The organism is Massilia consociata, from assembly GCF_042432755.1.
Classification (GTDB): Bacteria; Pseudomonadota; Gammaproteobacteria; order Burkholderiales; family Burkholderiaceae_D; genus Telluria; species Telluria consociata.
Map to the genome: position 1 here is coordinate 46,902 of NZ_JBHLWP010000029.1, position 25,551 is coordinate 72,452.

A 25,551-nucleotide genomic window follows, 5' to 3' on the forward strand; every position below is an offset into this window, starting at 1 on the left:
GCTGGGAAAATGAAAGGAAACCCCATGACCCTGATTCGCAAGGCCGTATTCCCCGTGGCCGGCCTCGGCAGCCGCTTCCTGCCCGCCACCAAGGCGCAGCCGAAGGAGATGCTGCCGATCGTCGACAAGCCGCTGATCCAGTATGCCGTCGAAGAGGCCGTTGCCGCCGGCATCACCGAGATGGTGTTCATCACGGGCCGCAACAAGCGCGCCATCGAAGACCATTTCGACAAGGCCTACGAGCTCGAATCCGAGCTGGAGGCGGCCGGCAAGCAGGCGCTGCTCGACGTGGTGCGCGGCGTGATTCCGAAGAACGTCAACTGCATCTACATCCGCCAGTCGGCGCCGCTGGGACTGGGCCATGCGGTGCTGTGCGCGCGGCCGGTCGTGGGCGACGAGCCCTTCGCCGTGCTGCTGGCCGACGACTTCATGGACACCGCGCCCGGCCACAAGCCGGTGCTGGCGCAGATGACCGACCTGTACGCGTACGAACGCTCGAGCATCCTGGCGGTGCAGGACGTTCCGCGCGAGAACACGCGCCAGTACGGCATCGTCAGCGCCTCGTCCTACCGTCCGAACCTGGAGCTGGTCTCCGGCATCGTCGAGAAGCCCGCGCCGGAAGTGGCGCCGTCCACGCTGGCCGTGGTCGGCCGCTACGTGCTTTCGGGATCGATCTTCGGCTACCTGGAGAACCTGGGCACGGGCGCCGGCGGCGAGATCCAGCTCACCGACGGTATCGCCGCGCTGATGCAGGCCGAGCGCGTGCTGGCCTACCGCTACGACGGCCAGCGCTACGACTGCGGCTCCAAGCTGGGCTACCTGCAGGCCACCGCCGCCATCGGACTGAAGCATCCCGAGACCGCCGAGGGCTTCCGCGCCAGCCTTGCCGCCTTGCTGGAATAGGGGAGGTAGGCATGGCCGTCCGCGAGATCCTGCGCATGGGCGACCCGCGCCTGCTGCGCGTGGCCGAACAGGTCGCCGCGTTCGATACGCCCGAGCTGCACGCGCTGGTCGCGGACATGTTCGAGACCATGCACGCCGCCAAGGGCGCGGGCCTGGCGGCGCCGCAGATCGGCGTCAACCTGCAGCTCGTGATCTTCGGCTTCGGGCGCAACCAGCGTTATCCGGACGCCCCGCCGGTGCCGGAGACGGTCTTGATCAATCCGGTGCTCACGCCGCTGGCGCAGGAGATGGAAGAAGGCTTCGAAGGCTGCCTGTCGGTCCCCGGCCTGCGCGGCAGCGTGCCGCGCTACACGAGGCTGCGCTACGAAGGCTTCGACCAGTTCGGCAAGCGCATCGTGCGCGATGCCGAGGGCTTCCATGCGCGCGTGGTGCAGCATGAAGTGGACCACCTGAACGGCATCCTGTACCCGATGCGCATCCGCGACTTTTCCCGCTTCGGCTTCACCGAAGTGATGTTCCCCGATCTCGACCCGAAGGCCGACGACTGATGCGCGTATCCTTGATTCCTGCTTTCCTGCTGCTTTGTTCGCCAATGGCGCAGGCCGGCGACTGGTTCACGAAAATCGATTCGGCGCCGAAGAGCGAATTCTGGCTCGACAGCGGTTTCGCGACGGCCCACTTCGACAGCGACAAGGACCTGAACGGCGCCAACAAGGGCTTGGGCCTTGAATACCGTTTCAGCGGCACGATGGCCGCCACCGCCGGGCGTTTCTACAACAGCGACCGGCAGTGGTCCAACTATGCCGGCGTGATCTGGCAGCCGTATGCGGTGGGACCGGTGCGCGTGGGACTGGCCGTGGCAGCCTTCGACGGCTACCCGAACATGCGCGACGGCGGCTGGTTTCCGGCGGCGATTCCGACGCTGACCTATGACTACAAGCGCGTCGGTGTGAATGTGGGGATCATTCCGACCTACAAGGATCGCTTGTATGGCGGTATTTCGTTCCAGCTCAAGTTCAAGCTGTTCGAATAGTACAGGCAAGATCGGGCTCCCGCCTGCGCGGGAGCGACGGTTTCGAGCCTGTTGGTAATCATTAGCGGTAGCGCTACTGCAAACCATGCCAACGTCGTTCCCGCGAAGGCGGGAACCCAGGTTTGGCCGAGCAGCGTCAGCTCACGAATCCTTCGGATACGGCGACTTCCCCCCGTCCGCAATGAACGCGTCGATCCGCTGCTGCAACACCGGCAGCGGCACCGACCCCAGCTGCAGCACGGTATCGTGGAAGTTGCGGATGTCGAACTTCGGCCCCAGCGCCTTTTCCGCCCGCGCCCGTGCTTCCTGGATCGCCATCTGGCCCAGGTAGTACGACAGCGCCTGTCCCGGCCACGAAATATAGCGGTCCACCTCGGTCTCCACCTCGTGCTGCGCCAGCGCCGTATTCTCCATCAGGTAGGCCTGCGCCTGTTCGCGGGTCCAGTCCTTGGCGTGGATGCCGGTGTCGACCACCAGGCGCGAGGCGCGCCAGGCCTGGTAGCTCAGCATCCCGAAGTGCTCGTAGGGCGTCTCGTAGATGCCCATCTCGACCCCCAGGCGTTCCGAATACAGCGCCCAGCCCTCGCCGAAGGCCGAGATGTAGGCGCGGCGGAAGGGTGGCACGCCTTTCTGTTCCTGCGCTATCGGCAGCTGGAAGGCATGGCCCGGCGCCGATTCGTGCAAGGTGAGCGCCGGCAGGCTGTAGAGCGCGCGCGCGGGCAGGTTGTAGGTGTTGACCCAGTAGGCGCCCGGCCCGCCGCGGCCGGCCGTGTAGAACGGCGCCTGGTCGTCCGGCACCGGGATGATCGCGAAGCGGCGGCGCGGCAGGTAGCCGAAGTACTGGTCGGCCTTGGCGTCGAACTTCTTGGCGGTCCAGGCAGCGTGCATCAAGAGCTCTTTCGGCGTCCTGGCATAGAACTGGGGATCGGTACGGAGAAAACGCAGGAAGGCCGGCAGGTCGCCCTTGAAGTCCACCTGCTTCATCACCTCGTGCATCTCGGCGCGGATCTTGGCCATCTCGGACAGGCCGATCGCGTGGATCTGCTCGGCCGTCAGGTCGGTGGTGGTGAACTCGACGATCTTCGACTGGTAGTAGGCTTTCCCGCCCGGCATGCTCTCGGCGGCCAGCGTGGTGCGCGCCTTCGGCACGTACTCGTTGCGGAAGAAGTCCAATACCTTTGCGTAGGCCGGCTGCACCTGCTCGCGGATGAGCTTGACGGCCTGGGCCCGCATGGCTTCCTGCTCGGCCGCCGGGATCGAGGCGGGCATCGCCTTGAACGGCGTGTAGAACACGACGTCCTGCGGCGCCCTGGCGTCGGCGATCGAGGCCAGCGCGACGTCGCGGCCCTTGAGGGTCACCTGCGGCGGCGTGAAGCCGCGCGCCAGGCCGGCGCGCATGTTCGCGGTCTCCTGCTCGAAATAGTCGGGCAGGGCGGCCAGCTGCTTCAGGTAGTTGCGGTAGTCGTCGGCGGTGGTGAAGGGGCGGCGCGCGCCGAAGGTGACGTCGGTCCAGAACGCGCTGTCGGCATTGACCGGCTGCTCGTATTCGCGGAAGCGCTGGGCGTCGAGCAGGGCCGCGATCTGGGCGCGGTACACCGCGAAGTTGACGCGTTCGGCGGGCGACAGCTCGGCCGGCCGGATCGTGTCGAGTTCCTTCAGGATGCCTTCCCAATACTGGCGGCGCGCTTCCTGCGCCGGCGCATCGACGCGCGCCAGCACCGGGCTGACGCCGCGCTCACCTTCGGCACGGGCAAGCCGCTGCGTGACGCGCCATTTCCACTCTTTGGTGTAAATTGACTTGAAACGCGTGTCCGCGCTCGTCGCGGCAGCGGCGGTGGCGCCGGCCGTGGGCTTTGGGGCAGCGCCCGCGGGCACGCTCGCAAGGCTCAGCAGTACACAGGCCGTCGTCGCGACGGCACCCAGTTTTTTATTCATGGTCTTCCCGCCCTCCAATTGGCACGTCGGGCAACATTGGACCAATGTTGCTTGGCGATATGTATCTTAGCGGCTAAGTGCCGAATTGACACTACCGGAAATGTTTCAGAAAGATCGTTGGCGGAAACATCAGTTTGCTGGAATGGCACGCTATAATGCCCGCTGCATCGGGAGCCGCCTGCGGTCTCCCCTGCCGTGGACTAGCGCCGGTCCAGTAGACCCAGACAACTCTCAGCGGCATTCATTGCTCAACGACGAAGATATGACGAACACGACGGGCGCACCGGAACCGACAGCTGGAAGCGGCGAGCTGCTGCATCCCTGGCGGCGGATCGCCACCCAGCTCTGCCCGCTGATCGGGGAGAGCGGCTTTTGCGCGCTGTTCGGCCGGGCCGTGCACGTGATCGGTCCGGACCATGCCTGGCTGGCCCCCCAACATCCCTGCCGTTCGCCCGACCAGCTATTCAACTCGCTCGAAGAGCGGATGGCGCTCGTCGACGGAGAACGCGCGGTGGCCGCCAGCGACGCATTACTACGCACCTTTACCCAATTACTCGCCGCACTCATCGGAGAGAGACTGACACAGCAGTTGCTGGCGACGGCGACGGCGACGGCGACTGCGGATACGGCGCCAGGCCAGCAGAAGAATGCACAGGAGCAGAAATAAATGTCCGATAAAGTAAGCTTGGGGAAATTGGCCACCGGTGTACCAGGGCTCGATATTCTCCTGGGCGGCGGCTTGAACGAGTTCTCGTTCAACCTCATTACCGGTGCTCCCGGCTGTGGCAAGACCACGCTTGCACACCAGATCATGTTCTCGCTGGCGGCGCCCGACTGCCGCGCGCTGTTCTTCACGGTGCTGGGCGAGCCGCCGCTGAAGATGCTGCGCTACCAGCAGCAGTATTCGTTCTTCGACATGGAAAAGGTCGGCACCGTGATCCGCTACGTCAACCTGGCGGCGGACCTGCGCGCGGGAGACTACAGCGGCGTGCTCGAGCGCATCACGCGCGAAGTCGAGGATTTCGCGCCGAGCCTGGTCTTCGTCGATTCCTTCCGTTCCGTGATCCAGACCGGCAAGCCGGGCATCGAGGGTATGAACGACCTGCAGTTCTTCGTGCAGGAACTCGGCACCCGCATGACGAGCTGGATGGCGACCACCTTCCTGATCGGCGAATACCAGCACAGCGAAGTCGAGGCCAATCCGATCACGACCGTGGCCGACGGCATGGTGTCGATGAGCCAGCTGCACGACCACAACGCCGTGGTGCGCAAGATCCGCGTCGTCAAGATGCGCGGCCAGGCCCACATGTCCGGTTCGCACACCTTCCGGATCTCGGACGACGGACTGCAGGTGTTTCCGCGCCTGTTGCCGCCGCTGGCGGCGGACCGCATCCCGGGTGTGCCGGTGGACCGCGAGCCGCGCCGCATCCCGACCGGCGCGGCGGGCCTGGACGACATGCTGCACGGCGGCCTGCCGCAGGGGCACTCGCTGCTGGCGGTCGGGCCCACGGGTTGCGGCAAGACCATCCTCGGCTCGAGCTTCCTGCGCGCGGGCGTGGAACTGGGCGAGAAGGGCGTCATGCTGTGTTTCGAGAAGGGCACGGCGCGGCTGCGCAACGCGGAATTCGCCGAGCTGGTCCAGTCCGGGAACGTCAGCGTGGTCGAGAGCCGCCTGATCGACCTCACGGTCGAAGAGTTCGAGCACGAACTGCTGGCCACCATCGAGCGTACCGGCGCACGGCGCGTCGTGATCGATTCGCTCTCCGAGTTCAGCCTGTACCTGGCGCCCGAGTGCCGAAGGGACCTGCGCGAAGGGGTGTTCCGCATCCTGAGCAGCCTGGCCAAGCGCGGCGTCTCGGCGCTGGTGACGGCGGGCCTGGAGGACGGGGCGACGGACATGAACCATGCGCGCGCCGACATGGCCTACCTGACCGATGCGATCGTGGCCATGCGCTACGCGGAAGTCGACGGCGTGGTGAAGCGCTTCATTTCGGTGGTCAAGGTGCGCGGCTCCAGCCACAGCAGCGACGTGCGCGAATACCGGATCACCGACAGCGGCATCGAGATCGAGCCCATTCCGGCCATGGTGAACGGCGTGCTGTACGGCCGCGTCGACAGCGTCACCTCGGGTAAATGAGGTAGCAATGGGAACGTTCAACGAATCGACTACCGGCTCCGAGCAACGTTCCCTGATGGGGGAGGAGGGCGGCTTGCCGGCCATGCTTCGGGAACAACAGCTCCAGCAGCGCATCGCCGCCCTCGCAGCCGAGCTGTCGCACACCCGCATCCTGGCGCGCGAGCGCGACCGCCTCGAGGAACAGGTCGGCCAGCTGCGCGAGGCCAACGAGAACCTCGTGATGGCCACCGTCAGCGCCCAGTCCTTGCGCGACCTGGCCGAAGCCACCAACCGCCGCCAGACCGAATTCCTCGCCATGCTGGCGCACGAGCTGCGCAACCCGCTGGCGCCGCTGAGCATGTCGGCCAGCCTGCTGCAAAGCCTGTCCGACTCGAACGGCAGGCTGTCGCACGTCGCCGGCGTGGTGCGGCGCCAGGTGGACCACATGGCGCGCCTGCTCGACGACCTGCTCGATGCCGCACGCATCAGCAGCGGCAAGATCAGGCTGTCGGTGCGGCCGATGGTGCTGGCCGGTGCGCTCGACCAGGCGGTCGAAACCATCGCGCCGCGCATCCGCGAACGCGGCCAGCACCTGAAGGTCGAGCTGCCCGACGAATCCCTGACCATCGAAGGCGACCCGGTACGCCTGACCCAGGTCTTTACCAACCTGCTCGGCAATGCGTCGAAATATACGCAGGACGGCGGCCATATCGGCTTGCGCGCGTGGCGCGTCGTGGATGAAGTCGTGGTCGAGGTCAGCGATACCGGCGCCGGCATCGCTCCCGACATGCTGCCGCAGGTGTTCGACCTGTTCATCCAGGCGCCGCGTTCGCTGGCGCGCTCCGAAGGCGGCCTGGGCATCGGCCTGAACGTGGTGCGCAACCTGGTCGGCATGCACGGCGGGACGGTGACCGCCGAGAGTCCCGGCGAAGGCAAGGGCAGCACTTTCACGGTGCGCCTGCCGCTGTCGTGCTCGGGCGCGCCGGCGCTTGCCGCGCCGGCAGGCCCGAGCGCGGCGGAAGGCGCCTGCCGCATCCTGCTCGTCGAGGACAACGTGGACGCCTGCGACACCCTGCGCACCCTGCTCGAACTGGCCGGCCACGAGGTGGCGGTTGCCTACGACGGCCCCACGGGACTGGAAGCGGCGCAGGCCCGTCCCTACGACATCATCATCTGCGACATCGGCCTGCCCGGCATGGACGGGCTGGAAGTGATGCAGCGGCTGCGCCGCGAGCAGCCGCACCATGGCCCCTTCGCCATCGCGCTGTCGGGATACGGCCAGAGCGAAGACCGCGAGCGCGCCCTGGACATCGGCTTCGACCGCTACCTGGTCAAGCCGGCCGCCCCGGACACCCTGCTCGAACTGGTCGGCGAAGCGCGCGAGGTACGCCAGGGCCGCTGAAGCCTCGGCATTCAGCCCAGCAGGCGCGCAAGCCTGCCGACCGCTTCCTCGATGCGTTCCAGCTTCGTCGCGTACGAGAAACGCACATGGCGCGCCGGCGCGGCAAACCCGAAATCGTCACCCGGCACGATCGCCACGTGGGCGTCGCGCAGCACCGACCAGGCAAAGGCGGTGCTGTCGCCGCGATCCCTGTGCGCCAGTTCGCCGATATCCGCATACACGTAGAAGGCGCCGTCCGGCATCACCGGGACCTGCAAGCCCAGTTCGCGCAGGGCCGGCACCAGGTAGTCGCGGCGGCGCTGGAACTCGCGCCGGCGTGCCTCGTAGATGGCGAGCGCTTCCGGCGTGAAGCAGGCCAGCGCCGCCTGCTGCGCGACGGTGGGGGCGCAGATGAACAGGTTCTGCGCCAGCTTCTCGAAGGTCGGCACCAGCGCCTCGGGTACGACCAGCCAGCCCAGGCGCCAGCCCGTCATGCTGAAGTATTTCGAAAAGCTGTTGACGGTGATGACATCGCTGTCGAGCGCCAGCGCGCTGACCGGTTGGTGGTCGTACGAGAGGCCCTGGTAGATCTCGTCGATGATGGCGAAGCCGCCGCGTGCCCGCACGGCGGCCAGCATGGCACGCAACTGCTCCGGGGTCATCGACGTGCCGGTCGGGTTCGAAGGCGAGGCCACCAGCACGCCGCGGCTGCGCGCGGTCCAGTTGGCTTCGACGTGGGCGGCGCTCAGCTGGTAGCGATCTTCGCTCGACGCGGGCACCAGCACCGGCTTGCCGCCGAAGGCGGAGACGAAATGGCGGTTGCAGGGATAGCAGGGGTCGGGCATGAGGACTTCGTCGCCCTCGGCCACCAGCGCGGCGCAGGCCAGCAGCAGGCCGGCCGAGGCGCCGGCCGTAACCACGATGCGGCGCGGGTCGATGTCCAGGCCGTGCACGGCCGCATAGTGGCCGGCGATCGCTTCGCGCAGTTCGCGCAGGCCGAGCGAATCGGTGTACTGGGTGAGGCCGCCCTTGATGGCATCCATCGCCGCGTGGGCGACGATGTCGGGCGCGGTGAAGTCGGGCTCGCCGACGCTCATGCTGATGACATCGATGCCGCTGCGCTTCATTTCGCCGGCGGCTTTCACCATTTCCATGACGCGGAAAGGTTCGATGGCGTGGACGCGCTGCGCGACCTGCAGTGCGCGCGCGGCTTGGGACTCTGGACTCGGGGTGACTTGCATGGGGGACTCGCTGCTTGGGAATCCCGTCATCTTACCGTAGCGTGAGCGGCTTGTAATCCACGCCAGCGGCACGCAGGATGCAATCTTGACAGGTCTTGCCGCCAATGCGCTAACATGGCGTTTTGCCCGGCCCCGCAGGCCGGCTCATTTTCGCGTTCGAGGTGTATGTATGAGGCGTCTTCCCGTTCTGCTGTGCACCGCCATGGTGCTGGGTGCCGCCAGTGTGGCGGTCGCGGCGCCGGTCGCGACCGTGCCGGTCGCCGACCACCACCAGTTGCTGTACAGCCCGGCCGCCGCGGCCTACCTGTCGGCGACGGCAACCCTGCGGCCGGTATCGGCGCGCGACCTGATCCCGCAACTCGACGCCGCCGGCATCGCGCGCGCCGCCGTGCTGTCGGTGGCCCATGTGTATGGCTTGCCGGAGAATTCCGCCGGCGAGGAATATGCCCGGGTGCGCGCCGAGAACGACTGGGCGGCGCGGCAGGCGGCCGAGTTTCCCGACCGGCTGGTCGCGCTGTGCAGCGTCGACCCGCTGAAGGACTACGCGCTGGCCGAACTGGCGCGCTGCGCCGCCAGCGAGGAGTTCGGGCGCGGCATCAAGCTGCATCCGGGGCCGGGCGGCATCCGCTCCGACGACCCGGAACAGCTGGAGCGCGTGCAGCGCGTGTTCCGTTCTGCAAACGCGCGCGGCATGGCCATCGTGCTGCAGTTGCGCGAGACCGGTCCGCGCCAGGCGCGCCTGCTGATCGAGCAACTGCTGCCGCACGCGCCCGACGTGCCGGTGCAGGTGGCGTACTCCGGGGCGGCGCAGGGCGACAGCGCGCGCCAGATTGCCGCGCTGGCCGTGCTGGCCGACGCCGCCGCGCGCCAGGACCCGCGCATGCGCCAGGTCTGGTTCGACGTCGCCTCGTTCGCCCGCCCGGGCCTGTCGCCGGCCGAGGCGCGCAAGCTGGTGCGCAGGCTGCGCCAGGTCGGCATGGAGCGGGTGCTGTACGGCTCCGATGCCGCTGCCGGCGCGGACGTGCGGCCGGGGGAGGCCTGGGCGGCCTTCCGCGGCCTGCCGCTCACCGATGCCGAGGCGGCGCGCGTCGCCGGCAACGTCATGCCCTACCTGCGATAGGGCGTGCGTGAATCCGCCCCCTATGTGCGTGCGCTAACCGATGGCAGCGCCCGCTTCCCTACACTTGCGGGACACGCATATGCGGCAACCAGGGAAGCAAACGGATGACTCAGGTAGCGGTGGTGGGAGGAGGGCTGGCGGGACTGGCGTGCGGCGTCGCGCTGGCGGATCATGGCATCGCGGTGACGGTCGTCGAACGTGCCGACCGGCTCGGGGGGCGGGCAAGCTGCTGGCGCGACCGCGTGACCGGCGACGTGGTCGATATCGGCCCGCACATCTTCCATTCCGAATACCACAACATGCTGGCGCTGCTCGAGCGGCTCGGCACGCGCGACCTGATTTGCTGGCAGCCCGGCAAGGTGCTGACGCTGGCGAGCAAGCCCAAGCCCACGGTACTGCGCCATTACCCGCTGCCGGCGCCGCTCAGCCTCGGTCCCAGCATCCTCGGCGCGCCCGGCCTGGGCATGCAGGATTACCTGACCATGCTGCCCACCGGCTGGCGCGGCATGCGCTTCGGCGAGGAGCAGGTCGATGAACTGGACCGCATCAACGGGCTCGCCTATTTCCGCTCGCTGGGGGTGAGCGAAGCCCTGATCGACTGGTGGTGGCGCTTCGCCTCGATGGTCGTCACCAACGTGCCGCTGGAGCGGGTGTCGGCCGCCTCGCTGATGCGCATCCATGCGCAGCTGAGCGGCTACCGCGGCCTGCACTTCGGTTTCGCGAAAGTCGGACTGGGCGAACTGTACACCGGGCAGGCGGTGCGCGTGATCGAGCGCGCGGGCGGGCGCGTCCTCAGGGGCAGGGGCGTGGCCTACCTGTCCGGAAGCGAGCGCGTGGACGGCGTCGTGCTCGCAGACGGTACCCACATCCCCGCCCGGCAGGTGGTGAGCGCGCTGCCGCCGCATGACCTCGATGCGGTCCTGCCCGGCCGCTGGCGCGGCCGCGCGCCCTTCGACGTGCTGCCGCGCTTCGAGCCCAGTCCCTACGTCTGCTGCTATCTCTGGTTCGATCGCGACATCAAGGCCGAGCGCTTCGCCTCGCACCTGTGGTCGCCGGGCCGGCTGAACTACGATTTCTACGACCTGAGCCAGATCCGCCAGGGCTGGCGCGGCCGCCCGACGGTCATCGCCAGCAACATCATCTACAGCCACCGCGCCCACCCGCTGAGCGACGGCGAGATCGTGCGCCGCACGGTGGACGAACTGGCCGAGATCGCGCCGCGCGCGGCGAAGGCCCGGCTGCTGCATGCGGTCGTGCACCGCGTCCCGATGGCCATCCCCTGCGCGACGGTCGGCTTCGAACGCATGCGCCCGCGGGCACGCTCGCCGATCCCGGGACTGACGCTGGCAGGTGACTGGACCCGCACCCACATGCCCTGCACCATGGAGGGGGCCGCCAAGTCGGGCTTCATGGCGGCCGAAGCCGTGCTGGCCGAGCGCGGCATCCGGGCCGACCTGGCCATCGACGCGCGCATGTACGACGACCTGGCCGGGGTGGCGCGGCGGGCCGTTCCGAACCGTAGCGTGCCGTGACAGGCGCTTACAGAATCCCGACAGTCGCTCGACAATTCCCCGAAAAACGCGCATCGCTCCCTGCCTAGAATTTCCCCTGATCGTATTTCGACAAACGCGCATACGGCAGGCGCCGTATGCCTCAACGACGGGGAATCGCATGCACCACACATCTCGCAGCGCCGGACTGGCGCTGGCCTGCACGGTTTTGCTCGCCGCCTGTGGCGGCGGTCCGGACGACGAAAGCGCGGGCCGCGCGCCCGAACCGCCGGCCGCCACCCGCATCGACCTGCTGTCGAGCGCCAGCCGCGGCATGGAGAGCGTCGTCTTCCGTGGCCAGGACGCCTATGTCTCGCTCGGCAATACCGCGCTCGAGGGCACGGCGGTGCTGCGCGCAGGCCTGCCGCTGACGAGCGCCTCGACCTGGACGCCGGTCGCCATGGGCGGCTGCGCCCTGGGACCGGCCGACGAATTCTTCCCGCCGCGGGCGCCGCGCCTGAAGCTGCTGGCCGACACCCTGTGGCTGTTCCAGCCCTGGAGCGACGGCCCGCAGCCGCGCGCGCAGGAGCACTCGACCTGCGCCATGTCGGCGCAGGCCGGCAGCTTCGCGCCGCGCGACCAGGGTCTGCGCGCCTGCAACGAATACTATTGCTCGACGCTGTCGATGAACGCGCTCAAGCTGTCCGGCTCGCGCCTGTACAGCAATGCCGGCGCCGGCATCAACCTGTTCGCCTCGAGCGACCAGGGCGCGAGCTGGCGCGTGCTGCGCGGCGGCTTCGACGAGTTCGTGTGCACGCACACGCAGTTCCAGGTGATTGGCGACCGGGTGCTGGTCGGCGGCGAGTGCCCGCTCGACCATGCCTTCCTGGAAGCCTACCAGCTGTCCGCGGACGGCATGCGCCTGGTGTCGGAGGACAAGCTGCCGATCACGACTCCGGAGCTGGAGAACCGCAACATCCAGTTTATCGAGCCGGTGCCGGATACCCAGCGCGTGTTCGTCGGCGTGGAGGGCGGCCTGCTGCGCAGCGAGGACGGCGGCAGGAGCTTCAAGTTCGTGATCCACAACCCAGTGGAGGGAGCGACGGCCTACCCCTACGTGAAAGCCTTCCTGCCGCTGCGCGGCAAGCCGGATACCCTGGTCGTGGGCGGCTTCGACAAGCACAACTTCCGGCCCTACATGGCATGGTCGAAGGACGGCGGCACGACCTGGACCGACATCTCGTCGATGTTGCCGGGTTACACCCGGACCGCGAACGGGGCCGACACCAGGGTGGCGGTGGTGACGTCGATCGCCGAGGACCCGCAGGGCCGGATCCTGTTCACGATGAACGAGCGCGAAGACCAACAGGGACGGCTGTTCCAGCTGACCATGGGCCGCCGCTGAGCGGGTCGCCCATGTAATTAAATTACATTGCCACTTTTTCAGCGGGCGGAATTCTGTCATGCTCTCGGTTGCCTTCAACGACAACCGAGACCCATGACGAAAACGACGATCGCCCGGCTGCTCCTGTGCCTGTTCACTCCGCTGGCCTTCAGCCCGGCCGCCCTCGCCCAGAACGCCGAGCGCCAGCTGCAGGGCGTCACCCGCAACCAGAATACGCTGGAGCTGGCCACCAGCGACGGCCGCTACCTGATCAAGCCGTACTCGGCGAACGTGGTCGAGACCACCTTCATCCCGAACGGACAGCAGCACGACCCGGCATCGCACGCCGTGGTGCTGGCCCCGGTGGACGTGGGCGCGACGCTCAAGACCGAGGGCAACCGGATCGAGTTCGCCACCCCCGGCATCAGCGTGGTGGTGGACCGGAACCCGTTCCGCATCAGCTACCTGTACAAGGGCAAGCCGCTGGTGGCGGAGAAGGGCGGCTACAGCCGCAGCGGCAGCCACGAAACGATCGAATTCTCCCTCGACGAGGGCGAGGCGCTGTACGGGGCCGGCGCGCGCGCGGTCGGCATGAACCGCCGCGGCAACCGCTTCCGCCTCTACAACCGCGCCGACTACGGCTACGGCAAGACTTCCCAGCTGTTGAACTACACGATCCCGGTGGCGCTGTCGTCGAAGAAGTACGCGATCCACTTCGACAACCCGCAGGTCGGCTACCTCGATTTCGACAGCCAGAAGGACGGCACGCTGCGCTATGAAGTGATCGGCGGGCGCAAGACCTACCAGGTGGTGGCGGGCGAGGACTGGGAAGGCGTGATGGCGAACTATACGAGCCTGACCGGACGCCAGCCGCTGCCGCCGCGCTGGGCGTTCGGCAACTTCGCCAGCCGCTTCGGCTACAAGTCCGAAGCGGAGACCCGCGCCGTGGTCGACAAGTTCATCGACGAGAAGATCCCGCTCGACGCCGTGGTGCTCGACCTGTTCTGGTTCGGCAAGACCGTCAAGGACACGATGGGCAACCTGGCCTGGGACCGCGACACCTTCCCGAACGCCGAGAAGATGATGGCGGATTTCAGGAAGAAGGGCGTGCGGACCATCGTCATCACCGAACCCTTCATCCTGACCACGTCCAAGCGCTGGCAGGAAGCGGTGGACCGCCAGGTGCTGGCCACCGACAAGGATGGCAAGCCGGCCACCTACGACTTCTATTTCGGCAACACCGGCCTGGTCGACCTGTACACGCAGCAGGGCCGCGACTGGTTCTGGGACATCTACAAGGGCCTCAAGAACGGCGGCGTGGGCGGCTGGTGGGGCGACCTGGGCGAGCCGGAAGTGCATCCGTCGTGGGTCCAGCACGGCCCCGCCGGCGCCAGGGTCGGCGCCGACCAGGTGCACAACGTCTACGGCCACGACTGGGCGCGCCTGATCTTCGAAGGCTACAAGAAGGACTTCCCGAACGAGCGCCCCTTCATCCTGATGCGCGCCGGTTATTCGGGCTCGCAGCGCTTCGGCATGATCCCGTGGTCGGGCGACGTCAGCCGCGGCTGGGGCGGCCTGCAGTCGCAGGTGGAGATCTCGCTCCAGATGGGCATGCAGGGACTGGCCTACATGCACTCGGACCTGGGCGGCTTCGCCGGACCGGTGCTGGACGACGAGCTGTACGTGCGCTGGCTCCAGTACGGGGTGTTCCAGCCGGTATTCCGTCCGCACGCCCAGCAGGACGTGCCGCCAGAGCCGGTGTTCCGTTCCGAGCGCACCAAGGTGCTCGCGCGCGAGGCGGTCTGGCTGCGCTACGCCATGCTGCCGTATAACTACACGCTCGCCTTCGACAACAGCCGGACCGGCATGCCCCTGATGCGTCCAGTGCTGTTCGAGGACGACGAGGCCACCAGCCTGTCGACGACCTACCTGTGGGGGCGCGATTTCCTGGTCGCGCCGATCGTCGAGCCGGGCGCCACCCGCAAGGAAGTGCACTTCCCGGTCAAGGACAGCGTCTGGTTCGACTTCCACACCGGCGAGAAGCACCTGGGCGGCATCCAGGAAGTCGTCAAGCCGGTCGAGGCGAACATCCCGGTGTACGTGCGCGCCGGCGCCTTCGTGCCGATGGCGCAGGTGGTCCAGAGCACGAAGGACTACTCGACCCGCAACATCGACCTGCACTATTACCACGACGCCAGCGTGGCGGCTGGCGAAGGCAAGATGTACGACGATGACGGCGAGACCGCCGACGCCTACGAGAAGGGCAAGTACGAGATCGTGCGCTTCGCCAGCAAGCTCGCCCACGGCAAGCTGGAAGTGACGCTGCGCACCGAGACCGGCAAGGCGCAGGCGCCCCTTGCGCGCAGCATTGCGCTCAAGGTGCACAACGTGACGGCCAAGCCGCGCGCGGTGACCGTCGACGGCCGTGCCGTGCGGTTCAGCTGGAACGGCAAGCACAACCTGCTGGAAGTGCCGGTCCCTGCGCGCAAGCAGTTGTCGGCACAGGTCGCCATCACGTTGTAGGCATCGCGCTGCCGGCCTCGCGCCGGCAGGCGTGCAAGGGGCCCGCTGGCGTACGGCGGGCCCGCGCCAAACGCGCTAGATTGGGGCCTTCGACCAACGGAGGCTTCCATGACGCAGTCCCCATCCGCCGCGCGTTCTTCTTCACCGTCCGCCATCTCGCCCATCCCGTACCAGCCCGGTCACGAAACCGTCAGGAAGGACGAGGCGGAGGCAATCCGCACGCTCCAGCACGCCTTTGCCGGCATGGCGAACGACGTGGCCGAGGCCAAGGGGCATGCCTACCGGGCGGTCCACGCCAAGGGCCACGCTATCTTGCGCGGCACGCTGACGGTCCTGGACGGCCTGCCCGCGCACTACGCGCAGGGCGTCTTTGCGCGCGCGGGCAGCTACCCCGTGCTGCTGCGCTGGTCGTCGCCGCCGGCCGAGAAGCTCTCCGACGCCGTCTCGACGCCGCGCGCGGTGGCGTTCAAGGTGCTGGGCGTGCCGGGCGAACGGCTGGACCCGGCCCGCCCCGGCCAGTCGCAGGACTTCCTGATGGTGAACGCCCCGGCCTTCGCCCTGCCAGACCCGCAGCGCCTGCTGCCGGCCACGTCGCTGCTGGCCGCGAGCACCGAACGCTTCGAGGCCGGCAAGAAGCTGGCCTCGGCCGTGTTGCGGACGGTCGAAGGCGCGGTCGAGGCGCTGGGCGGCATGAGCGTCAAGCTCAAGGGCATCGGCGGCGAACCGCAGCGCCATCCGCTGGGCGAGACCTACTTCACCCAGACGCCGTTCCTGTACGGCCAGTACATGGCCAAGTTTTCGCTGGCCCCGGTGTCGGCGTCCTTGCTGGCCTTGCGTGGCGCGCCGCTGGACAATGGCGACGATGCCCAGCGCGACGCGCTGCGTGCGCATTTTGCCGAACAGGGCGGCGAATGGGAGTTGCGTGTGCAGCTATGCACCGACCTGGAAAAGATGCCGGTCGAGGATGCGTCGGTGGCATGGCCGGAGGAGCTCAGCCCGTACGTGGCGGTGGCCCGCCTGAGGGTGGACCCGCAGCCGAGCTGGGACCCGGTCGCCTCGCCGAAGCTGGAAGACGAGACGGCCTTCGATCCGTGGAACTGCGTGGCCGCGCACCGGCCGCTGGGGGCCATCAACCGGGCGCGGCGCGAGGTGATGGCGGTCTCGCGCGAGGTGCGAACGGGTTTCAACAGGTGTCCGATCCACGAGCCGGCGTCTTGAGGAGGGCGACGGCCTCGCAGGTACTGGCCGAATGATACGTATTAGCGCGCCACGATCAGGCGCAGGCCGAGCCCCACGAACACCGCGCCCGCAAGCCGATCCAGCCACATCCCCGCCCGCGGCGTGCGGTTCAGCCACTGTCCGATCGTCCCCGAAAAATAGCCCAGCAGCCCGAACAGCACCGCCGCCTGCAGCGTGAAGGTGAGCCCCAGCCACGCGATCTGCCAGTTCGCATCCCCGCGCGAGGCCACCACGAACTGGGGCAGGAAGGACAGGAAGAACAGCACCACCTTCGGGTTGATGGCATTGGCCAGCAGGCCCTTGAAGAAGAGACGGCGCGCACTCTCGTCCGGCACGCCGGCCGTCACTTGCGCGCCGCCGCGGCTGCGCAGGGCGCCGAGGCCCATCCAGATCAGGTACAGTCCGCCCGCGATTTTCAGGGCCGTGAATGCCGTGGCGGAAGCCGCGATCAGGGCGCTGACGCCGATCACCGCCAGCAGCGTATGGAACAGGCAGCCGAGCGCACAACCGATGCCGAAGGCAATGCCCCGGGCGCGGCCCTTTGCAATGCCGACGCTCAGCACCATCATGTTGTCGGGGCCTGGCGAGAGCGTGATCAGGAGGGCGGCGGCAAGGAAGCCGAGAAACTGTTCGGGTGTGAGCATGTCGAAATAGTCTAAGTGCGAACTATTATCTTATCGCAAAACGCCCTGACCGCTGACCGCCGACCGCTACCTCAGCTTCCCCCTGCCGGCCGGACGATCGCGTCCATGTCCAGTTCCACCCAGGTCGGTGCATGGTCGCTCGGTTTTTCCTTCGCGCGCTGGAACTTGTCGACGCCCGCTGCGCGCAGGGCCGGCGCCAGGGCAGGGCTCAGCAGCAGGTGGTCGATGCGAATGCCGGCGTCGCGCCCGAACGCGTTGCGGAAGTAATCCCAGAAGGTGTAGACGACCTGGTCCGGATACATGGTGCGCAAGGCGTCGGTCCAGCCCTGCGACATCAGCCGCTCGAAGGCGTCGCGCGATTCCGGCCGGAACAACGCGTCGTCGAGCCAGCGCTCCGGCTTGTAGACGTCGAGCGCGGTCGGGATGACGTTGAAGTCGCCGCACATGACGACCGGCACCTTTGCCTCGAGGAGCGCGGCGCCGCGCGTGATCAGGCGCTCGAACCAGGCCAGCTTGTAGTCGAACTTCGGGCCCGGCGCGGGGTTCCCGTTAGGCAGGTAGAGGCCGCAGACCAGGATGCCCTGGTAGGCCGCCTCGATGTAGCGGCTCTGCTCGTCCGTGGGGTCGCCCGGCAGGCCGCGCTGCAGTTCCTGGGCGGGGCCGTCGCGGGTAAGGATGGCCACGCCGTTCCAGCTCTTCTGGCCGTGCCAGATCGCGTGGTAGCCGGCATCGCGGATCGCCGCTTCGGGGAATTTCTCCTGCGGCGCCTTCAGCTCCTGCAGGCACACCACGTCGGGCTTGCGTTCCGCGAGGTAGTCGAGCAGGGCGCCCAGGCGGGCGCCGATTCCATTGACGTTGTAAGTAACGACCAGCATCCTGTCTCCGTGTCGGGTCTGTAACGGTATTGCAACTTTAACATGGGCACGCGCCGCCACGTGCAGCGCGCGCAGTGAACCGCAGTCCAGATCCCTCGGCGCTTATAGTCGAGAGCACATTTTCTTATGGCTAATTGATCGTTCGGCCATGCCAGCGCATGCCGTATACTGCGCCGATTGAACGTTTGCAGTCTGGAGAAGAACATGTTTACCCGCCGTCACATCCTGTTGGGCGCAGTCGCCCTGTCCGCGAGCCTGCTCGCCACCGCCGCGCAGGCCGACCAGCTCGCGGACATCAAGAAGAAGGGCGAGATCGTGTTCGGCGTGCTGGGCACCGATGAGCCGAACAGCTTCATCGACCCGAAGACCCGCCAGCTGGTGGGCTACGAGATCGACATCGCCACCGCCGTGGCGAAGAAGATCGGCGTCAAGCCGGTGTTCAAGCAGATGTCGGTATCAAGCCGCATCCCCGAGCTGCAGCAGGGCCACGTGGACGTGCTGGCCGCCACGCTCACCCACAACAAGGAGCGCGAATCGCAGGTGGATTTCGCGCTGACCCACTTCGTCACCGGCTCGAAGGTGATGGTGCGCGCGAACAGCGGCATTACCGCGCTGCCGCAACTGGCCGGCAAGAAGGTCGTCACCGTGCGCGGCGGGACCCAGGAAACCAATATCCGCAAGGCCGTGCCGAGTGCCGAGGTGGTGACCTTCGAGAACACCCAGCAGGCGTTCCAGGCGCTGCGCCAGGGCAAGGGCATCGCCTACGTCAACGACGAATCCTCGCTGCTGGCCGACTACGGCAAGCTCGGTGCGGCCGCGAAGGGTTTCACGATCCTGCCGACAAGCATCGGCACCGAGTCGATCGCGCTCGGCCTGCGCAAGGGCGAGAAGAGCCTGAAGGCGGTGGTCGACCAGACCCTGCGCGAGCTGGAAGCGAGCGGCGCGGCCGAGCAGCTGTTCAACAAGTGGTACGGCCCGGGCACCCGCGCCAACATCGCCAAGCGCACCTTCACCATCAGCACCGACAAGATCTGAGCCCCGATTCATCCTCGCGCCTGAAGCACCACACCGAGCTTTCCCTTGCAGTTTTTCGATCCCAGCATCCTGCAATCCGGCCAGTACCATGACTGGCTGGTGCAGGGCTTCGTCCTGTCGCTCCAGCTGACCGCCGCCAGCTTCGCCTTCGCCCTGCCTTTCGGGGCGCTGGTCGCCGTCATGCGCACGTCCACCTTCGCGCCCTTGCGGGCCATCGGCGCCACCGTCGTGGAGAGCATCCGCAACGTGCCGCTGCTGGCGCACCTGCTGTTCTGGTACTTCGCTTTCCCCGAACTGCTCCCCGAGAACGCGCGCGATTTCCTGTACGCGAACAACCCGGAAGCCGTGTGCGCCGTCATCGCGCTGTCGCTCTACAGCGGCGTGCACATGGCCGAGGACATCCGCAGCGGCATCCGCGCCGTTCCGGCTTCGCAGCTGGAAGCGGCGCGCTCGCTCGGCCTGGGGCGTTTTGCGGCGCTGCGCCTGGTGCTGCTGCCGCAGGCCTTTCGCGCGGCGACCCCGCCGCTGCTGTCGCAGACCGTCAACCTGTGGAAGGACACCAGCGTGGCGACCGTTATCGGGGCCGCCGAGCTGATGTACCAGGCGGCGCGCGTGGAAACGAGCAGCTTCCGCAGCGCCGAGGCCTTCACCTTCGCGACGCTCGCCTACCTGACCGTGTCGCTCCTGATCTCGCTGGCCGCGTACCTGTTCCAGCGGCGCTATCCGGTCCGTCCGGCATGAGGCCAAGGGATATATCATGCTGAATTCGATCATCGAGCTCGTCGATACCTACTGGCTGTACTTCCTGGTAGGCCAATATCCGGACGGTCCGCTGGGCGGGCTGGCGCTGACCGTGCTGTTGTCCATCGGGGCGCTGCTGCTGGCCATGCCGCTCGGCCTGCTGCTGGGCGTGGCGCGCGTGAGCAGCCAGCGCGCGATCCGCTGGCCGACCGCCGCGCTGGTGCAGCTGGTGCGCGCGGTGCCGCTGCTGCTGGTCGTGTTCTGGGTCTACTTCTTCCTGCCGGCCGTCACCGGCGTCAAGACCGGACAGGCCACCACCATGCTGATGGTGCTGGTGCTGTTCGACGGCATCTACCTGGCCGAGATCGTAGCAAGCGGCATCCGCGCCTTGCCCAAGGGGCAGCTCGAAAGCGCCCGCTCGCTCGGCCTTTCCTACCCGCAGGCACTGCGCCTGGTGGTGCTGCCGCAGACATTGCGCAACGGCCTGCCGTCGATCGTCAGCCAGCTGGTGTCGACCATCAAGGCGACCTCGCTCGGCTACATCATCGGCCTGTCGGAGGTGTCCTTCATCGCCACCCAGATCAACACGCTGGTATTCACCCAGGCGGTCGAGGTGTACCTGATCCTGGCGCTGACCTATTTCATCCTCTGTTTCGGCCTGTCCCGCCTGGCCTTCCTGCTCGAGCGCCGCCTGCAACGGCGCCCGGTGCAGGCATAGGGGTACGCAACTTCAACGGAAGCACGAACGATGATCGTTCTCGATAAAGTCAACAAGTGGTACGGCGCCGGATCCAGCAGGTACCACGCGCTCGTCGATGTCAGCGAGCGGGTGGAAAAGAACGAGGTGGTGGTCGTGTGCGGCCCGTCCGGCTCGGGCAAGTCCACCCTGATCCGCACCCTCAACCGCCTGGAAGAAATCGACGGCGGCAGCATCGCCATCGACGGCCGCGACATCCATGCGAAAGGCACGGACGTCAACGCGCTGCGCGCCGGCATCGGCTTCGTGTTCCAGCACTTCAACCTGTTCCCGCACCTGACGGTGCTGGAGAACTGCACGCTGGCGCCGGTGAACCTGAAGCGCGCGACGCGCAAGGAGGCGCAGGAATACGCGATGCAGCTGCTGGAGCAAGTGGGCCTGGCGCACAAGGTGGATGCCTACCCGAGCGCGCTGTCGGGCGGCCAGCAGCAGCGCGTAGCGATCGCCCGCGCGCTGGCCATGCGCCCGCCGATCATGCTGTTCGACGAGCCGACCAGCGCGCTCGACCCGGAAATGGTGGGCGAGGTGCTGGGGGTGATGCGCTCGCTGGCCGAGCAGGGCATGACCATGGTCTGCGTCACCCACGAGATGGGCTTTGCGCGCGAGGTGGCGGACCGGATCATCTTCATGAGCGAAGGGCGCATCCTGGAGCGGGCCACGCCGGAAGCCTTCTTCACCGACCCGCAGACCCCGCGCGCGCAGCAGTTCCTCGCCGACCGCCGGCGCGGTTAGGGTCCGGCTGCGTAGGGGCACGGCTTTGCCGTGCGCGCGTCCGACTGGCCGATGCGCTTCGATCATGCGGTGTGTGCCCGAATGCGCTCCGGCCTACCTGCGGATCAGCGACCACTGCTGGTTGCTCGCGTTGTTCACCGGCCACTGGATGATCTGCGCACCGTCCGCCGTGCTGCGCGCGTTCACGTCCAGCACCATCCCGCTCAGCTGGTTGGCCACCGTGTGATAGCCGGCCGCCGGGCTGGCGAAGCGCCAGCGCTGGCCGCTGCCGCCCCAGTAGCCCCACTGCGCGATGTTGGTGCGCTGGGTCGTCGAGTTCCCGTAGTTGTCCAGGCTGCGCAGGCTGTTGGCATTGATGATGCTGTAGTAGCCGTCGCCCTGGCCGATCACGTGCCACTGCTGGTGGCGGGCGTTGGTGTCGGTGAACTGCTGCACCAGTGCGCCGTCCGCAGTCGAGGCATTCGCCACCGTCAGCGCCTTGCCGCTGTGGCGTGAACGGAAGCTGTACACGCCGTCGCTGATCCCGCCGCAACCGGCAAAGTTCGTGAAGTTGCGGGTCAGGGTCGGCCAGCCGTTGCTGTAGCTCATGCGCAGGATATCGAGCTTGGCGTTGCCGTTGTCCTGCAGGTCGTAGTAGTGGGTGGAGACGAAGTTGCAGCCATCCTGCTTCAGCAGGCCGATGTGGCCGGGGCCGCGGTACTTGCCGTCGGTGATGGGCAGGATGGTGCGGGTGCCGGAATACGGGCCGCGGATGTTGGTCGCCCGCTGCACCTCGACGTAATAGGTGCTGTCGCTGCCCTTGCAGCAGCTACCGCGGTTGACGAACAGGTAGTAGTCGTTGCCGTTGCGGGTGATGAAGGGCGCCTCGATGTCGCGGTGGCCGCCGCCGAGGATCGTGCTGACGCTGCTCGCCAGCTTGCCGGTGGACTGGTTGATCTCCGCCAGCCCGATGCCGCCGAAGAACGAGCCCCACGACATGTACACCTTGCCGTCGTGGTCGCGGAACAGCGCCGGGTCGATTGCATTGATCTCGCTTGCGCCGCCGAAGGACTCGACGACGATCCCCAGGTCGGTCCAACTCGGGTTCTTCAGCGACGGCGAGCGCGCCACGCCGATGGCCGAGGACGAGGTGCCGAAGGTCGATACCGAGTAGTACAGGTAGTACTGCCCATTCATCTGGATCACGTCCGGCGCCCAGAACGCGCCCGCGAAGTTCGGGATCTTGTTCTTGATCCAGGCCGGGTAGGTGGTGAAGACCGGGCCCGGGCCGCCGGTCCAGGTGACCAGGTCCTTCGAGGTGGAATACCAGATCCCGGTGCCCGTCGTGAAGTTGAAGTAGGTGTCGCCGTCCTTGGTGATCGTACCCGGGTCGTGCGCGTTCTTCACGCCCGCCAGTTCGATGGCGCAAGCCGGGGGAACCAATCCGATGCTCAAGGCAGAGCCCAGCGCCAGGCAGCAGGCGGCCAGCAATTTATTCATCATCTCGTCTCCAGTGGTTTTTGTTGGATACTGCTCCGCTAGCATAGGTAAATACGTGGCGGAGTACTGATGAAATAAATTGCGCGGGCGATCTCCGTTTCGGTATCCCTGGCGCGCCGCTAGGTCGGGCCAGCACCGGGCGTCGCGCAACAGGCATCCGGGGCGGCTTCAGGCTCGGGTGGATAGGTGATGCGCGTGCCGTCCACGTGCGCGAAGGGCGTGAGCGTATGCGGTTTTGTCCTGCCGCGGTTGACGATGTGTTCGACCGGCACGCCGCGCACCGCCAGCGCGTCCGCCACCATCGACCGGTGGCAGCGCCACGGCACCGCTTCCGCGCACATCAGCGCGCAGCGGGTCGAACCGGCCAGCCGCGCCACGGCGTCGACCTCGCCGTTGAATTCAAGCGTCTGCATGTGGTCGGCGTAGCCGCGGAAGGAGGCGTTGCGCCAGGCGCCGTTGGGCGTGTCCTTGCGCGCGCGCCGCAGGCCGCCGAGGTCCCGGACGTACTGGTAATCAATGCCCGCGGCCGCGAGCGACTGCGGCAGCTGGTCTTGCCCGAACTGCGGGTTGTGGCGCGACTTGGGGACGGTCCGGATGTCGAGCAGGCGTTCGATGCCGTGCTCGCGCAACAGCTCCACGAATTCGTCGATCGGCCGGTTCGAGTGGCCAATGGTGTACACCGGTTCCATGTTCGATGAGGCCTCCATGCTGGTAAGCTTGCCATGTCGCTTCCATTGTCGCCAAACCGGGCCATGGATGACGCCACGCTGGACCCATGTCCCGCTCGTGCTTGCGCTTGGCCCAAAACCGCCACGCCTGACATAACGACGCGATGACGCATTTGCACGAGGAAGAACTTTGCATTGGAATCCTCGAGATTTACATGCACAAGGGAACGGCCGCTTGTGGCCGGATGTGCCCGGCCGCGGGTATCAGGCCGCTAACGGCCGCGTCGCATTCTTCTGCGCCTTCAGGACCAATTCGGCCGCCAGCAAGGCCTGTTCCTGATTTTGCGCGGTTTCGGTCCGGTTGACGATGTCCGCAACGAAGTCGCGCCCGAACGGTAGGTCGAGCTTGCTGCAATCCATGTAACGCGCTTCCTTTCGATCGACGATCAGCAAATGGTTGGTGCCCTGCCGCCCCAGTGGATCAATATATTTGCGCAGTTCGATATAACCTTCGGTACCGAGGATAAACAGACGGCCGTCACCCCAAGTCGCCAGGCCATCAGGCGTGAACCAGTCCACACGCACATAGCCGGTGCCGCCATTACCGGTCAGCAGCATGTCGCCGAAGTCTTCGAAATTCGGGTATGCCGGATGGGCGAGGTTAGCGGTCTGGGAGGCGAGCACTGTTGCCTTGGTCGAGCCGGTATAGAACAGGAACTGGTCGGCCTGATGCGAGCCGATGTCCGTCAGGATGCCGCCGTAGCGCTTCCGATCGAAAAACCAGGCTGGTCGCGATGACGCCCTCAAGCGGTGCGGCGCCAGATTCACGGTTTGAATGACCTTGCCGATGGCGCCGGCATGCACGAGCTCCCCGGCTTTCACGGCTGCCGGCACCTCCAGCCGTTCGGAATACATGATCGCGAACTTGCGCTTGGTCTCACGGATCGTCCTGCGCACTGCCGCAAGTTGGGCAAGGCTGGTAATGGCGGGTTTGTCGCTCAAAAAATCCTTCTCGGCTTTCATCACGCGGATGCCCAACGGGGCGCGCTGGTCGGGAACCGGTGCTCCAATCACAAGCTGGATAGAACGGTCCTGCAGGATGGCATCCTCGCTGGCTGCTTCGGGTACATCCCCGAACCGCGCGCGGAAATCGGCGAGCTGCTTATCCTTCAGGCCCTCATGGTTCGTCGACAGGACGAAGACGAGTTGCCCGCCGCCCCGCAGGACCGCCGCCGTCATGCTCATGATGTGAGCGTGATCCAGTCCGATGACAGCAAAGCGGATGGTTTGGACGGGTGCAAGGACTTTCAGATCGGGCTCCAGCACTTGGTGCCGGATGTTTCCCGATGCCGTTTGGGCGAAGCCGGTGCCGGCAATGGAAGCGGAGCCCGCCAACCCTGCCACATGGAGAAAGCGCCTGCGATCGAACGCGTTCATTTCGCCGTTCCCTGCGCGGCCCGACCGGGCAGTCTGGTTTCGGCGAATATCCAGTTGATGACGTGGCAGGCGGCCGGCATCGTGCCCACACTGCGCAACTCGCGCTTGGAAAAGGTAGTCTCGCCCAAGTCGATAGACAGCCGATCGACCAAAGCTGGGATGTCTGCAGTCAAGGTGGACTCCAAGTGGTGGGTGCGCAAACGGTATTGGATGGTGACAGGAAATAGCTGTTGCGGCAACTCTGGATGAGCATTGTCAGCGGTCGGTTCCTCGGCAAACTTCGCCCTGTCGGGTTCAGCAGCAGTCGACCGAAGCAGACGTTCGACGTGGTGACTTTACCGATGAATGACTTGGACCTTGTGCTGCGCTGACGTTGAGAACTGCTCGGCGAATTCAATTACTTTTGCAAGAGGCTCGCGCTCGTGCGATGTCGTCACAATCAAGTGCTCGCCCCGTCCGTCATCGCCAACGCAAACCCAATCGAGAGCATCCTCCCAGTCCTCTGCGCCTACGCCAGTTGCGCAGAAAAGCTCGATACGCGCTGCTATCAGGTCGCGTAAGAACTGATCGTCGCGCTCAGGAACGTAGCCGGAAGTCGAAACTAGAACAATTTTTCCAGAGTAGTGCATATCTGCCTTTAACTGGCGCTGGCGATTTGCTAATGTTTTGTTGAGTCCGCTGTCGACCCTAAGTGTTTAGTTTCGTGCGATCATGTTCCTCGCCGTAGTTGGCCTTTGTTCCGTGCAAAGGCTATGCTGGGCGACTTGATTGCTGGGTTCAGCAGTCCCGGCATTCAATCGCACCAGGAGCAGTTGGCA

24 protein-coding genes are annotated in these 25,551 nt (G+C 66.5%); 15 read left to right on the forward strand and 9 right to left on the reverse strand.

What is annotated here, in order from left to right; all coding sequences use genetic code 11:
* Positions 1–24: 24 nt before the first annotated feature.
* From galU to ACFFJK_RS21820, 3 genes are read left to right on the forward strand one after another with little or no spacing between them, the layout of a single operon-like run.
* A complete protein-coding gene (gene galU / locus ACFFJK_RS21810) occupies positions 25–903 on the forward strand; it encodes a UTP--glucose-1-phosphate uridylyltransferase GalU (protein ID WP_379681762.1) in 879 nt (292 codons plus the stop codon).
* A gap of 11 nt (positions 904–914) precedes the next feature.
* A complete protein-coding gene (def, locus tag ACFFJK_RS21815) occupies positions 915–1,451 on the forward strand; it encodes a peptide deformylase (protein ID WP_379681763.1) in 537 nt (178 codons plus the stop codon).
* The gene (locus ACFFJK_RS21820; protein WP_379681764.1) at positions 1,451–1,936 is read left to right on the forward strand and encodes a hypothetical protein; all 486 of its coding nucleotides are present in this window, start codon (positions 1,451–1,453) and stop codon (positions 1,934–1,936) included. Before def ends, ACFFJK_RS21820 begins: the two co-directional genes overlap by 1 nt.
* 141 nt (positions 1,937–2,077) lie before the next feature.
* Here ACFFJK_RS21820 and ACFFJK_RS21825 read toward each other — a convergent pair whose 3' ends face one another.
* Positions 2,078–3,871 (reverse strand): DUF885 domain-containing protein, encoded by a 1,794-nt coding sequence (locus tag ACFFJK_RS21825; RefSeq protein ID WP_379681765.1) that lies wholly within the window; start codon positions 3,869–3,871, stop codon positions 2,078–2,080.
* A 262-nt stretch (positions 3,872–4,133) separates the two neighbouring features.
* On the opposite strand from ACFFJK_RS21825, the gene ACFFJK_RS21830 reads away from it, so the two are divergent.
* The 3 genes from ACFFJK_RS21830 to ACFFJK_RS21840 are packed head-to-tail and all read left to right on the forward strand — an operon-like array spanning position 4,134 to position 7,389.
* Positions 4,134–4,538 (forward strand): hypothetical protein, encoded by a 405-nt coding sequence (locus ACFFJK_RS21830; protein WP_379681766.1) that lies wholly within the window; start codon positions 4,134–4,136, stop codon positions 4,536–4,538.
* A complete protein-coding gene (locus ACFFJK_RS21835; protein ID WP_379681767.1) occupies positions 4,539–6,008 on the forward strand; it encodes an ATPase domain-containing protein in 1,470 nt (489 codons plus the stop codon).
* Positions 6,009–6,015: 7 nt separating this feature from the next.
* Complete coding sequence (locus ACFFJK_RS21840; RefSeq protein WP_379681768.1) at positions 6,016–7,389, forward strand: hybrid sensor histidine kinase/response regulator; 1,374 nt, start codon at positions 6,016–6,018, stop codon at positions 7,387–7,389.
* Positions 7,390–7,400: 11 nt separating this feature from the next.
* Here the strand turns inward: ACFFJK_RS21840 and ACFFJK_RS21845 are convergent, their stop codons facing one another.
* On the reverse strand, positions 7,401–8,609 hold the full coding sequence (locus tag ACFFJK_RS21845; RefSeq protein ID WP_379681769.1) for a pyridoxal phosphate-dependent aminotransferase: 1,209 nt from the start codon (positions 8,607–8,609) through the stop codon (positions 7,401–7,403).
* 169 nt (positions 8,610–8,778) lie between these two features.
* On the opposite strand from ACFFJK_RS21845, the gene ACFFJK_RS21850 reads away from it, so the two are divergent.
* The 5 genes from ACFFJK_RS21850 (at position 8,779) to ACFFJK_RS21870 (ending at position 16,344) form a co-directional block, all read left to right on the forward strand.
* Positions 8,779–9,729: an amidohydrolase family protein gene (locus ACFFJK_RS21850; RefSeq protein ID WP_379681770.1), complete on the forward strand. Its 951-nt coding sequence runs from the start codon at positions 8,779–8,781 to the stop codon at positions 9,727–9,729.
* A gap of 104 nt (positions 9,730–9,833) precedes the next feature.
* Positions 9,834–11,261: a hydroxysqualene dehydroxylase gene (locus tag ACFFJK_RS21855; protein ID WP_379681771.1), complete on the forward strand. Its 1,428-nt coding sequence runs from the start codon at positions 9,834–9,836 to the stop codon at positions 11,259–11,261.
* Between the two features lie 139 nt (positions 11,262–11,400).
* On the forward strand, positions 11,401–12,624 hold the full coding sequence (locus ACFFJK_RS21860; RefSeq protein ID WP_379681772.1) for a WD40/YVTN/BNR-like repeat-containing protein: 1,224 nt from the start codon (positions 11,401–11,403) through the stop codon (positions 12,622–12,624).
* 93 nt (positions 12,625–12,717) lie between these two features.
* Positions 12,718–15,126 carry a TIM-barrel domain-containing protein gene (locus ACFFJK_RS21865; protein WP_379681773.1) on the forward strand — a complete coding sequence of 803 codons (2,409 nt, stop codon included), beginning with the start codon at positions 12,718–12,720 and terminating at the stop codon, positions 15,124–15,126.
* Between the two features lie 108 nt (positions 15,127–15,234).
* On the forward strand, positions 15,235–16,344 hold the full coding sequence (locus tag ACFFJK_RS21870) for a catalase family protein (protein WP_379681774.1): 1,110 nt from the start codon (positions 15,235–15,237) through the stop codon (positions 16,342–16,344).
* A gap of 41 nt (positions 16,345–16,385) precedes the next feature.
* Here ACFFJK_RS21870 and ACFFJK_RS21875 read toward each other — a convergent pair whose 3' ends face one another.
* Both ACFFJK_RS21875 and xth read right to left on the reverse strand, forming a co-directional pair.
* Complete coding sequence (locus ACFFJK_RS21875; protein ID WP_379681775.1) at positions 16,386–17,009, reverse strand: LysE family translocator; 624 nt, start codon at positions 17,007–17,009, stop codon at positions 16,386–16,388.
* A 71-nt stretch (positions 17,010–17,080) separates the two neighbouring features.
* Positions 17,081–17,884, reverse strand: a complete 804-nt coding sequence (gene xth / locus ACFFJK_RS21880) for an exodeoxyribonuclease III (protein ID WP_379681776.1) — start codon at positions 17,882–17,884, stop codon at positions 17,081–17,083.
* Between the two features lie 204 nt (positions 17,885–18,088).
* On the opposite strand from xth, the gene ACFFJK_RS21885 reads away from it, so the two are divergent.
* Genes ACFFJK_RS21885 through ACFFJK_RS21900 form a run of 4 tightly spaced genes read left to right on the forward strand, consistent with a single transcriptional unit; the run spans position 18,089 to position 21,149 of the window.
* The gene (locus tag ACFFJK_RS21885) at positions 18,089–18,919 is read left to right on the forward strand and encodes an ABC transporter substrate-binding protein (protein ID WP_379681777.1); all 831 of its coding nucleotides are present in this window, start codon (positions 18,089–18,091) and stop codon (positions 18,917–18,919) included.
* 45 nt (positions 18,920–18,964) lie between these two features.
* Positions 18,965–19,660: an amino acid ABC transporter permease gene (locus ACFFJK_RS21890; RefSeq protein WP_379681778.1), complete on the forward strand. Its 696-nt coding sequence runs from the start codon at positions 18,965–18,967 to the stop codon at positions 19,658–19,660.
* 16 nt (positions 19,661–19,676) lie between these two features.
* Positions 19,677–20,378, forward strand: a complete 702-nt coding sequence (locus ACFFJK_RS21895; RefSeq protein ID WP_379681779.1) for an amino acid ABC transporter permease — start codon at positions 19,677–19,679, stop codon at positions 20,376–20,378.
* A gap of 30 nt (positions 20,379–20,408) precedes the next feature.
* Positions 20,409–21,149 (forward strand): amino acid ABC transporter ATP-binding protein, encoded by a 741-nt coding sequence (locus ACFFJK_RS21900; RefSeq protein ID WP_379681780.1) that lies wholly within the window; start codon positions 20,409–20,411, stop codon positions 21,147–21,149.
* A gap of 93 nt (positions 21,150–21,242) precedes the next feature.
* Here ACFFJK_RS21900 and ACFFJK_RS21905 read toward each other — a convergent pair whose 3' ends face one another.
* From ACFFJK_RS21905 to ACFFJK_RS22955, 5 genes are all read right to left on the reverse strand, one after another.
* Positions 21,243–22,631: a family 43 glycosylhydrolase gene (locus ACFFJK_RS21905; RefSeq protein ID WP_379681781.1), complete on the reverse strand. Its 1,389-nt coding sequence runs from the start codon at positions 22,629–22,631 to the stop codon at positions 21,243–21,245.
* Positions 22,632–22,747: 116 nt separating this feature from the next.
* On the reverse strand, positions 22,748–23,317 hold the full coding sequence (locus ACFFJK_RS21910) for a DUF488 domain-containing protein (protein ID WP_379681782.1): 570 nt from the start codon (positions 23,315–23,317) through the stop codon (positions 22,748–22,750).
* Positions 23,318–23,560: 243 nt separating this feature from the next.
* Complete coding sequence (locus tag ACFFJK_RS21915; RefSeq protein ID WP_379681783.1) at positions 23,561–24,733, reverse strand: Gfo/Idh/MocA family protein; 1,173 nt, start codon at positions 24,731–24,733, stop codon at positions 23,561–23,563.
* Positions 24,730–24,906, reverse strand: a complete 177-nt coding sequence (locus ACFFJK_RS21920) for a hypothetical protein (protein WP_379681784.1) — start codon at positions 24,904–24,906, stop codon at positions 24,730–24,732. The genes ACFFJK_RS21915 and ACFFJK_RS21920 overlap by 4 nt, the downstream gene beginning before the upstream one ends.
* A gap of 162 nt (positions 24,907–25,068) precedes the next feature.
* Positions 25,069–25,362: a DUF7684 family protein gene (locus tag ACFFJK_RS22955; RefSeq protein WP_446686065.1), complete on the reverse strand. Its 294-nt coding sequence runs from the start codon at positions 25,360–25,362 to the stop codon at positions 25,069–25,071.
* Between the last annotated feature and the right edge of the window lie 189 nt (positions 25,363–25,551).

What these genes read in the sequence shown, in the direction of transcription:
- galU (WP_379681762.1), top strand. Translation starts at nt 25, where the DNA reads ATGACCCTGATTCGCAAGGCCGTATTCCCCGTGGCCGGCCTCGGCAGC.
- def (WP_379681763.1), top strand. Translation starts at nt 915, where the DNA reads ATGGCCGTCCGCGAGATCCTGCGCATGGGCGACCCGCGCCTGCTGCGC.
- ACFFJK_RS21820 (WP_379681764.1), top strand. Translation starts at nt 1,451, where the DNA reads ATGCGCGTATCCTTGATTCCTGCTTTCCTGCTGCTTTGTTCGCCAATG.
- ACFFJK_RS21825 (WP_379681765.1), bottom strand. Translation starts at nt 3,871, where the DNA reads ATGAATAAAAAACTGGGTGCCGTCGCGACGACGGCCTGTGTACTGCTG.
- ACFFJK_RS21830 (WP_379681766.1), top strand. Translation starts at nt 4,134, where the DNA reads ATGACGAACACGACGGGCGCACCGGAACCGACAGCTGGAAGCGGCGAG.
- ACFFJK_RS21835 (WP_379681767.1), top strand. Translation starts at nt 4,539, where the DNA reads ATGTCCGATAAAGTAAGCTTGGGGAAATTGGCCACCGGTGTACCAGGG.
- ACFFJK_RS21840 (WP_379681768.1), top strand. Translation starts at nt 6,016, where the DNA reads ATGGGAACGTTCAACGAATCGACTACCGGCTCCGAGCAACGTTCCCTG.
- ACFFJK_RS21845 (WP_379681769.1), bottom strand. Translation starts at nt 8,609, where the DNA reads ATGCAAGTCACCCCGAGTCCAGAGTCCCAAGCCGCGCGCGCACTGCAG.
- ACFFJK_RS21850 (WP_379681770.1), top strand. Translation starts at nt 8,779, where the DNA reads ATGAGGCGTCTTCCCGTTCTGCTGTGCACCGCCATGGTGCTGGGTGCC.
- ACFFJK_RS21855 (WP_379681771.1), top strand. Translation starts at nt 9,834, where the DNA reads ATGACTCAGGTAGCGGTGGTGGGAGGAGGGCTGGCGGGACTGGCGTGC.
- ACFFJK_RS21860 (WP_379681772.1), top strand. Translation starts at nt 11,401, where the DNA reads ATGCACCACACATCTCGCAGCGCCGGACTGGCGCTGGCCTGCACGGTT.
- ACFFJK_RS21865 (WP_379681773.1), top strand. Translation starts at nt 12,718, where the DNA reads ATGACGAAAACGACGATCGCCCGGCTGCTCCTGTGCCTGTTCACTCCG.
- ACFFJK_RS21870 (WP_379681774.1), top strand. Translation starts at nt 15,235, where the DNA reads ATGACGCAGTCCCCATCCGCCGCGCGTTCTTCTTCACCGTCCGCCATC.
- ACFFJK_RS21875 (WP_379681775.1), bottom strand. Translation starts at nt 17,009, where the DNA reads ATGCTCACACCCGAACAGTTTCTCGGCTTCCTTGCCGCCGCCCTCCTG.
- xth (WP_379681776.1), bottom strand. Translation starts at nt 17,884, where the DNA reads ATGCTGGTCGTTACTTACAACGTCAATGGAATCGGCGCCCGCCTGGGC.
- ACFFJK_RS21885 (WP_379681777.1), top strand. Translation starts at nt 18,089, where the DNA reads ATGTTTACCCGCCGTCACATCCTGTTGGGCGCAGTCGCCCTGTCCGCG.
- ACFFJK_RS21895 (WP_379681779.1), top strand. Translation starts at nt 19,677, where the DNA reads ATGCTGAATTCGATCATCGAGCTCGTCGATACCTACTGGCTGTACTTC.
- ACFFJK_RS21900 (WP_379681780.1), top strand. Translation starts at nt 20,409, where the DNA reads ATGATCGTTCTCGATAAAGTCAACAAGTGGTACGGCGCCGGATCCAGC.
- ACFFJK_RS21905 (WP_379681781.1), bottom strand. Translation starts at nt 22,631, where the DNA reads ATGATGAATAAATTGCTGGCCGCCTGCTGCCTGGCGCTGGGCTCTGCC.
- ACFFJK_RS21910 (WP_379681782.1), bottom strand. Translation starts at nt 23,317, where the DNA reads ATGGAACCGGTGTACACCATTGGCCACTCGAACCGGCCGATCGACGAA.
- ACFFJK_RS21915 (WP_379681783.1), bottom strand. Translation starts at nt 24,733, where the DNA reads ATGAACGCGTTCGATCGCAGGCGCTTTCTCCATGTGGCAGGGTTGGCG.
- ACFFJK_RS22955 (WP_446686065.1), bottom strand. Translation starts at nt 25,362, where the DNA reads ATGCACTACTCTGGAAAAATTGTTCTAGTTTCGACTTCCGGCTACGTT.